Source organism: Micromonospora acroterricola (genome assembly GCF_003172955.1).
Taxonomy (GTDB): Bacteria; Actinomycetota; Actinomycetes; order Mycobacteriales; family Micromonosporaceae; genus Micromonospora; species Micromonospora acroterricola.
Genome location: NZ_QGKR01000153.1, coordinates 1 through 8,166 on the forward strand (window position 1 = coordinate 1; position 8,166 = coordinate 8,166).

7 protein-coding genes are annotated in these 8,166 nt (G+C 72.9%); 2 read left to right on the top strand and 5 right to left on the bottom strand.

Annotated features, from left to right (window positions below; genetic code table 11):
* Positions 1-171: 171 nt before the first annotated feature.
* A complete protein-coding gene (locus tag DKT68_RS08545; protein ID WP_109816878.1) occupies positions 172-561 on the bottom strand; it encodes an Rv2175c family DNA-binding protein in 390 nt (129 codons plus the stop codon).
* A gap of 200 nt (positions 562-761) precedes the next feature.
* On the opposite strand from DKT68_RS08545, the gene pknB reads away from it, so the two are divergent.
* Positions 762-2,747 carry a Stk1 family PASTA domain-containing Ser/Thr kinase gene (gene pknB, locus DKT68_RS08550; RefSeq protein WP_109816879.1) on the top strand — a complete coding sequence of 662 codons (1,986 nt, stop codon included), beginning with the start codon at positions 762-764 and terminating at the stop codon, positions 2,745-2,747.
* 1 nt (position 2,748) lies between these two features.
* Complete coding sequence (locus DKT68_RS08555; RefSeq protein WP_109816880.1) at positions 2,749-3,615, top strand: deoxyribonuclease IV; 867 nt, start codon at positions 2,749-2,751, stop codon at positions 3,613-3,615.
* A 147-nt stretch (positions 3,616-3,762) separates the two neighbouring features.
* Here DKT68_RS08555 and DKT68_RS08560 read toward each other — a convergent pair whose 3' ends face one another.
* The 4 genes from DKT68_RS08560 to DKT68_RS08575 all read right to left on the bottom strand — a co-directional run.
* Entirely contained in the window at positions 3,763-4,794 is a 1,032-nt protein-coding gene (locus tag DKT68_RS08560; RefSeq protein ID WP_201748961.1) for a threonine aldolase family protein, read from the bottom strand.
* A gap of 50 nt (positions 4,795-4,844) precedes the next feature.
* The gene (locus DKT68_RS08565) at positions 4,845-6,251 is read right to left on the bottom strand and encodes a class II 3-deoxy-7-phosphoheptulonate synthase (RefSeq protein ID WP_109816882.1); all 1,407 of its coding nucleotides are present in this window, start codon (positions 6,249-6,251) and stop codon (positions 4,845-4,847) included.
* Between the two features lie 89 nt (positions 6,252-6,340).
* Positions 6,341-6,850, bottom strand: coding sequence for a nuclear transport factor 2 family protein (locus DKT68_RS08570; RefSeq protein ID WP_109816884.1), 510 nt, complete (start codon positions 6,848-6,850; stop codon positions 6,341-6,343).
* 180 nt (positions 6,851-7,030) lie between these two features.
* A partial coding sequence (locus DKT68_RS08575) for a glycoside hydrolase family 18 protein (RefSeq protein WP_109816883.1) occupies positions 7,031-8,166 on the bottom strand: 1,136 nt, incomplete at its 5' end.

Genomic DNA, 8,166 nt, shown 5'->3' on the forward strand with positions numbered 1-8,166 from the left:
GGCGCCCGCACCGGCGTGGCGCCCCGCCAACTTCAGGATCGACCGGGGAGGCGGGGAGGCGGGGCGACACGCCGGTGCGGGCGCCGCCAACCTCATGATCGACGCGGGGGTGTGGGTCACGCGGCGGAGGTCTGGGTCACGCCGGAGGTGTGGGTCACGCGGAGGTCTGGGTCAGAAGCCGAGGGCCTGGGCTCGGCGTTTGACTTCGCGGGCCTGGTCACCGGAGAGGGCGGCGGCCGGCGTGGCACCCGGGAGGGTGTCGTCCGGCTCGTAGAGCCAGCGCAGCGCGGCCTCGTCGTCGTAGCCGTTGTCGGAGAGCAGGTTGAGCACGCCGGGCAGGTGCTTGAGCGCGGTCTGGTTGGCCACCAGGTCGGCCGGCACCCGGCGGACGCCGTCGCGGCGGACCGCGAGCAGCTCCCGGTCGCGGATCATCTGGTGCACCTTGCTGATCGACACGTCGAGGCGCTCGGCGACGTCGGGCAGGGTGAGCCAACCGGCGGGATCGGTGGGTCCGGCGAGTTCGGGGCCGGGCGCGGCCTGGTCGGGTACGGGTTCGGTCACCCGATCACCCTGCCACGCCGCCGCCCGACCGGGCCACCGGCACCCCGGAAGACCGGTCCGAACCCGTTCGCGGACCGCCGGTGACCAGCGGATGAGGGGTCGGGGCAGGGGTCACGATCGCGGTGGGGGCCGACCGGGTCTGCCACCGGCTGTAGCATCCTGTTCAACCTTTGCCCCCTGGACACATAGACTCCCTGCCGATGGACACACAGGTCGCCGACACGTTGCTGGGCTCGCTGATCGACGGGCGCTACCGCATTCGCGGTCGCGTGGCCCGTGGCGGCATGGCGACCGTGTACACCGCCACCGACGAACGCCTCGAGCGCACCGTCGCTGTCAAGATCATTCACCCGACCCAGGCGCCCGAGGCCCGGGCCCGGATCGCCAACTTCGTGGCCCGGTTCACCGACGAGGCGAAGACCATCGCCCGGCTGACCCACCCGAACGTGGTGGCGGTCTACGACCAGGGCACGCACGGTGGTCTGCCGTACCTGGTGATGGAGTACGTCCGGGGCCGCACGCTGCGCGACGTGCTGGCCGAGCGGCGCCGGCTCAACCCGGACGAGGTGCTGGCCATCGCCGAGCAGATGCTCGCCGCGATCGCCGCCGCGCACCGCGCCGGCCTGGTGCACCGCGACGTCAAGCCGGAGAACGTGCTGGTCGCCGAGGCGCCCACCGGCGGGGTCGCCAACCTGGTGGACAGCGTCGTCAAGGTGGCCGACTTCGGGTTGGCGCGGGCGGTCGAGGCGAGCGCCGACGAGGAGCAGGGCAACCAGTTGATGGCCACCGTGGCGTACGTCGCCCCGGAGCTGGTCACCGAGGGCCGGGCCGACCCCCGCACCGATGTCTACTCGGCCGGCATCGTGCTGTTCGAGATGCTCACCGGTCGGGTGCCCTACGACGGGGACCGTCCGGTGGACGTCGCGTGGCAGCACGTCGACCGGGACGTGCCGGCGCCGTCGACCCTGGTTCCCGGCCTGCCGTCGATCCTCGACGACCTGGTTCAGCGGGCCACCCGGCGCGATCCCAACGCCCGGCCGGCCGACGCCGGCGTGCTGCTGGCCGAGGTGCAGACCGCTCGGGACCACCTGGGCGACGCCAACAGCCGTACCGCCGTGCTGCGCCGCGTGACCGATGAGCCGCCGGTGGCCCAGCCGACCATGATGGTCGCCACGGTCCGCCCGGCCGAGCGCCCGGCGTGGGCCCGGCTGCCCGAGGGCGGCGGGCAGGGGCCGGGCCGGCGACGGGCCGCCCCGGAGGCGACGGAGGGCCTGGGGGCCCGGCTCGCCGCGCTGCGCGCCACGGTGCTGGGCAACCCGCGCGGCCGCCTGGCCGTCGGCGCCGTGGTGGTGGTGCTGGGCCTGGTGGCCGCGATCGGCGGCTGGTGGTTCGGTGTCGGCCGCTACACGGAGGCCCCGCAGCTGGTCAGCCTGACCAGGGCCGACGCGCAGGCGCAGGCCGACCGCGCCGGGCTCATCCTGGTCTACGGCGAGCCGCGCTACGACGAGAAGGCTCCGAAGGACAGCGTGCTGGGGCAGAGCCCGGCGTCGGCCACCAAGATCGTCAAGGGCGGCACGATCACCCTGACCCTCTCCCTCGGCCCGGAGCGCTTCCCCGTCCCGGACGTGATCGGCAAGGAGTTCGAGCTGGCCGAGGCCGACCTGGTCAACGCGAAGCTGGTGGTCGCCAAGGGCACCGCCCGCTACGACGACAACCTGCCGGCCGGGGTCGTCGTGGACAGCTCCCCCAAGGTGGGCGCCGAGGTCAAACCGGGCGCGAAGATCACCCTCATCCTGAGCCGGGGCCGGGCGCCGGTGTCGGTGCCGAACCTGGTGGGCAAGAGCCTGACCGAGGCCCGGACGGCCCTGTCCCAGCTCAACCTGGTGCCGGTGGAGACCTTCAAGGACTCGGACAAGCCCAAGGACGAGATCCTGGGCCAGAGCCCGGCCGACGGCACCGGCGTGGAGAAGGGCACCCAGGTCAAGCTGGAGATCAGCAAGGGTCCGCCGCTGGTGGTCGTCCCCCGGGTGGTCGACCTGCCCTGTCCCCAGGCCAAGCAGGTGCTGGAGAGCCAGGGCTTCCCGGTGGCGATCCAGCTCAACCCGAACGCCGTGGTCCGCTTCCAGAACCCGGGCGAGAACTCGCAGGTGCCGCCGGGCACCCAGGTCACGATCGGCTGTTTCTGAGATGCCGCTGACCCCTCCCCGGCCCGTCGGCACGCACACCTCCACCTCCGGCGGGCTGGCCAAGGCCGCCCTGCCGTACGCCGACGCGACCGGCGCCGAGGTGGTGCAGGTCTACGTCTCCAACTCGCGGGGCTGGGCGCTGCCCCCCGGTGACCCGACGCAGGACGCGCTGTTCCGCGACGGCTGCGCCGAACGGGGCATTCCGGCCTTCATCCACGCCTCGCTGCTGGTCAACGTGGGCTCACCCACCCCGGCCACCGTCGAACGATCCGCGCAGACGCTGGCGCACGCGCTGCGCCGGGGCGTGGCGATCGGCGCCCGGGCGGTGGTGTTCCACGCGGGCAGTTCGGTGGACGAGGGGTACGCCGACGAGGCGATGCGACAGGTCCGCCGGGAGCTGCTGCCGTTGCTCGACTGGACCGCCCGGGCCGGCGGGCCGATGCTGCTCGTCGAGCCGAGCGCGGGCGGCGGCCGGTCGCTCGCCTCCCGGGTGGAGCAGCTCGGGCCCTACCTGGACGCGGTGGACCGGCACCCCATGCTCGGGGTCTGCTTCGACACCTGCCACGCCTGGGCCGCCGGGCATGACCTGGCGGCCGAGGGCGGCATGACGGCGACCCTGGACACGCTGGTGGCCACGGTGGGTGCCGACCGGCTGCGGCTGGTGCACGCCAACGACTCGAAGGACCTGTGCGGTTCCACCCGGGACCGGCACGAGAACATCGGCAAGGGCAGCATCGGCGAGCCCGCCTTCGCCGAGCTGATGGCCCACCCGGCCACCGCAGGCGTCCCGGTCGTCGTGGAGACGCCCAGCGAGAAGCAGGTCGGCCACGCCGCCGACATCGCCACCCTCACCCGCCTCCGCCCCTGACCCCCATCCCGACGTCGGGGCGGCGACGCTCGCCGCCATGATCACGCAACACCCCTGATGGAGTGGCCTCGGCGCGTGCCCGAGGCCACTCCATCCGGATTGAGCATGATCTTGGGCGCGCGGCGCGCACGGCGCAGCGCGCGGGGGTCAGGCGGCCAGGAGGCGACCCAGGACGGCGGCGGCGCGGGTGACGCCAGCGTCGTCGAGGTCCAGGTGGGTGACCAGGCGGGCGGTACGCGGCCCGAGCACCGAGACCAGCACCCGCTCCTCCCGGGCGGCGGCGGCCAGGGCGCGTGCGTCCAGCGCGTGCTTGGTCAGGTCCAGCGGGACCAGGTTGGTGCGCACCGGGGCGGCCAGCACGCCGAACGGCGCGACCGCCTCGGCGAGCCGGGCGGCCCTGGCGTGGTCCTCGGCGAGCCGGTCGACGTGGTGCGCGAGCGCGTACCGGCCGGCGGCGGCGAGGATGCCGGCCTGGCGCATGCCGCCGCCCATCCGCTTGCGGATCATCCGCGCGCGTTCGATCTTCTCCGCGCTGCCCACCACCAGCGAGCCGACCGGCGCGCCGAGCCCCTTGGAGAGGCAGACCGACAGCGTGTCGAAGAGCTGACCGTACTCGATCAGCGGAACCGCGTCGGCGACGTGCGCGTGCCAGATCCGGGCGCCGTCGCAGTGCAGCGCGACCTCCGCGTCGTCGGCGACCCGGCGCAGCTCCCGCAGGGTGGCCAGCGGGATCACTCCGCCGCCACCCCGGTTGTGGGTCTGCTCGACCGCGATCGCCCGGGTGGGGACGGCGAAGTAGCCGTCGGGCCGGATCATCCCGGCGACGGTTTCCGGGTCGATGTCCGCGCCGACCGCGGGCCAGGTCCGGGAGGAGATCCCGCCGTACGCGGCCGCGGCGCCGATCTCGTACGTCACCACGTGCGCGTCGGCGTCGCAGAGCAGCTCGTTGCCCGGCGACACCAGCAGTTGCAGGGCGATCTGGTTGGCCATCGACCCGCTCGGGGCGAACAGCGCCGCCTCGTGCCCGAACAGCGCGGCGACCTCGGCCTCCAGCGCGTTGACGGTCGGGTCCTCGCCGTAGACGTCGTCACCGACGTCGGCGGTCGCCATCGCCTCCCGCATGCCGGCGGTCGGCCGGGTCACGGTGTCGGACCGCAGGTCCACGAGTGCGTCAGCCACAGTCATCCTCTCGGCTACCGGCTGCGGGGCTCGCAAGCTCACTCCCCGCGTCAGCCACGCAGCATCTCCGCTACCAGGAAGGCCAACTCCAACGACTGTTGGGTGTTCAGTCGCGGGTCGCAGGCCGTTTCGTACCGGTCGGGCAGGTCGAGGTCCTCGATGCCCTGGGCGCCACCGAGGCACTCGGTGACGTCCTCGCCGGTCAGTTCGACGTGCAGGCCACCGGGGTGGGTCTCCAGCCCGCGGTGTACCTCGAAGTAGCCGAGCACCTCGTCGACGATGCGGTCGAAGTGCCGGGTCTTGTAGCCGTTGGACGACTCGTGCGTGTTGCCGTGCATCGGGTCGCACTGCCAGACCACCTTGGCGCCGGCGGCGGTGACCTTGGCCACGATGGGCGGCAGGGCGTCGCGTACCCGGTGGTTGCCCATCCGGCTGATCAGGGTGAGCCGGCCGGGGACGTTGTCCGGGTTGAGCTTCTCGCACAGCTCGATCGCCTCGTCCGGCGAGGTGGACGGGCCGAGCTTGACGCCGATCGGGTTGGCGATGCGGGAGATGAAGTCGATGTGCGCGCCGTCGATCTGCCGGGTGCGCTCGCCGATCCAGAGGAAGTGCCCGGAGAGCCCGTACGCCCGGCGGTCGGAGACCCGGGTGAGCGCCCGGTCGTACTCCAGGGCGAGGGCCTCGTGGGAGCAGTAGAGGGTGACGGTGCGCAGCGCCTCGTCGTCGGTCATCCCGCAGGCCCGGATGAAGGCCAGCGCCCGGTCGATCTCCCGGGCGATCGCCTCGTAGCGCTCCCCGGCCGGGGAGTTCTTCACGAAGCCCTTGTTCCAGTCGTGCACGGCGTGCAGGTCGGCGAGCCCGCCGGCGAGGTACGCCCGGAGCATGTTCATGGCCGCCGCCGAGTTGGCGTACGCCCGGATCATGCGCTGCGGGTCGGCGACCCGGGCGGCCGGGTCGGCCTCCAGCGAGTTGATCATGTCGCCGCGGTAGGCGGGCAGGCCGCGCGCGTCGGTGGGCAGCGAGCGGGGCTTGGTGTACTGCCCGGCGACCCGGGCGACCTTGACCACCGGCAGCGACGCGCCGTAGGTGAGCACGATCGCCATCTGGAGCAGGGTGCGGGCGTTGGCCAGCAGGTGACTCTCGGTGTTGTCGGCGAAGGTCTCGGCGCAGTCACCGCCCTGGAGCAGGAACGCCTTGCCCTCGCAGACCAGGGCGAGCTTCTGCCGGAGCTGGTCCACCTCGTAGGGCGCGACGACCGACGGCACGGTGTCGAGGACCTTGCAGACCTCGGCGACGGTGGCCGGGTCGGACCACGGGGGGATCTGCTCGCGGGGCAGCTCCCGCCAACGGTCCAGGCCGAGGGCGGCGTCCTCGGCGGAGTCGACGGTCGGTCGGCTGGTCTGCAGGCCCGGGCTGCCCACCGCGGGATGGCTCAGCTGATGCCACTCATGGCGCATGACAGAAAGCGTACGGCGACCGCCCGGGTACCCGGGCGGCGAGGGGGACGGTTCCGGCAGATGGGAGACCGGTCCCAGCGGGCCGCAGGTCAGGCCGCGGGCGAGGGGACGGCGCCGGTCGGCGTCGCGCCGGCGGCCGGGGCGCCACCCGGGGCCTCCCCGGCAATGCACCAGTCACCGCCGTCGCGGGTGACGGTGAACAGCAGCGGCCGGGTGGTCTTGCGCTTGCCGGCGGTGATCGAGACGGAGACGCTGACCTCCTGGCCGCGCGGACCCGACCGGACGTCGGTGATCGCCGCCTCGGGCACCTCGAAATGGTCGGCGAAGTCGCCGTTGGGGCCGGTGGCGGCGAGGTCGAAGCCGTCGTGCAGCAGCGCGCAGAGCTGGCTGCGACCGGCGGCCACGTCCTTGGCGGTCATCGCGTCTAGGTACGCCTGCACGCGCTCGCGGGACCGCGTGGCGGCCTCCTCCGCGGGGGCCCGCTCGGGCTTGGCGGCCGGCTCGTCGTCGCCGCCGGTCAGCCCGCAGCCGACCAGTGCGAGCGGCAGCAGGACCAGCCCGGCGGCGGTCGCCGCCAGCCTGCGGTGGGTCGGGCGCATGACCACCTCCGTCGACGGGGACATCGAGACTGCCGAGCCGCGAGTCTGCCACATCGGGTGGGACCCGCCCAACGCCGGCGGCCCGGCCGACGCTGGGCGTCGACCGGGCCGGTACGTCACGGGCGGGGAGGGACGGTGCGGGCCCCTCCCCGCCGTGTGGGTGGTGCGTCGGCCCTCGGCTCAGCCGAGACCGCCCTTGATGGCGCCGATGAGCTCGCCGTTGCTCGTGTCACCGGAGAGCTCCCAGAAGAACGCGCCACCGAGGCCCTGATTCTTCGCGTACGTCATCTTGCCGTTGATGGTCGACGGGGTGTCGTAGCTCCACCAGTTGCTGCCGCACTTGGCGTACGCGGTGCCGGCGACCGTGCCGGTGGCCGGGCAGGTGTTCTTGAGGACCTTGTAGTCCTCGATGCCCGCCTCGTAGGTGCCCGGCGCCGCGCCGGTGGCGCTGCCGCCCGGGGCGGCCTGGGTGACGCCGGTCCAGCCCCGGCCGTAGAAGCCGATGCCGAGCAGTAGCTTGTTGGCCGGGACGCCCTTGCTCTTGAGCTTCTGGATCGCCGCGTCGGAGTTGAAGCCCTGCTGCGGGATGCCGGTGTACGACGTGAGCGGCGAGTGCGGGGCGGTCGGGCCCTGCGCGTTGAAGGCGCCGAAGTAGTCGTAGGTCATCGGCATCAGCCAGTTGAGGTTGCCGATGGCGCCGGCGTAGTCGGTGGCGTCGATCTTGCCGCCGTTGCTGCCGTCCGCGGTGATCGCGGCGGTGACCAGGGCGTTGGACCCGAACCTCGACCGCAGCGCGCTGATCACGTTCTTGAACGCGTTCGGACCGCTGGTGTCACAGGTCAGGCCGCAGGCGTTGGGGTACTCCCAGTCGACGTCGATGCCGTCGAAGACGTCCGCCCAGCGCGGGTCCTCGACCAGGTTGTAGCAGCTCTCGGCGAAGGCGGCCGGGTTCTGCGCGGCCTGGGTGAAGCCGCCGGACCAGGTCCAGCCGCCGAACGACCAGATGACCTTGAGGTGCGGGTTCATCTGCTTGAGCTTGCGCAGCTGGTTGAAGCTGCCCCGCAGCGGCTGGTCCCAGGTGTCGGCGACGCCGTCGACGCTGTCCGCCGCGGTGTACGCCTTCTCGTAGTCGGCGTAGCTGTCACCGATGGCGCAGCGGCCGCCGGTGGTGTTGCCGAAGGCGTACAGGATGTGGGTCAGCTTGGCGGCCGAGCCGCTGGTCTGGATGTTCTTGACGTGGTAGTTGCGCCCGTAGACGCCCCACTCGGCGAAGTAGCCGACGACCTTCTTGTCACCCGGGTTGGTGGGCGGCGGGG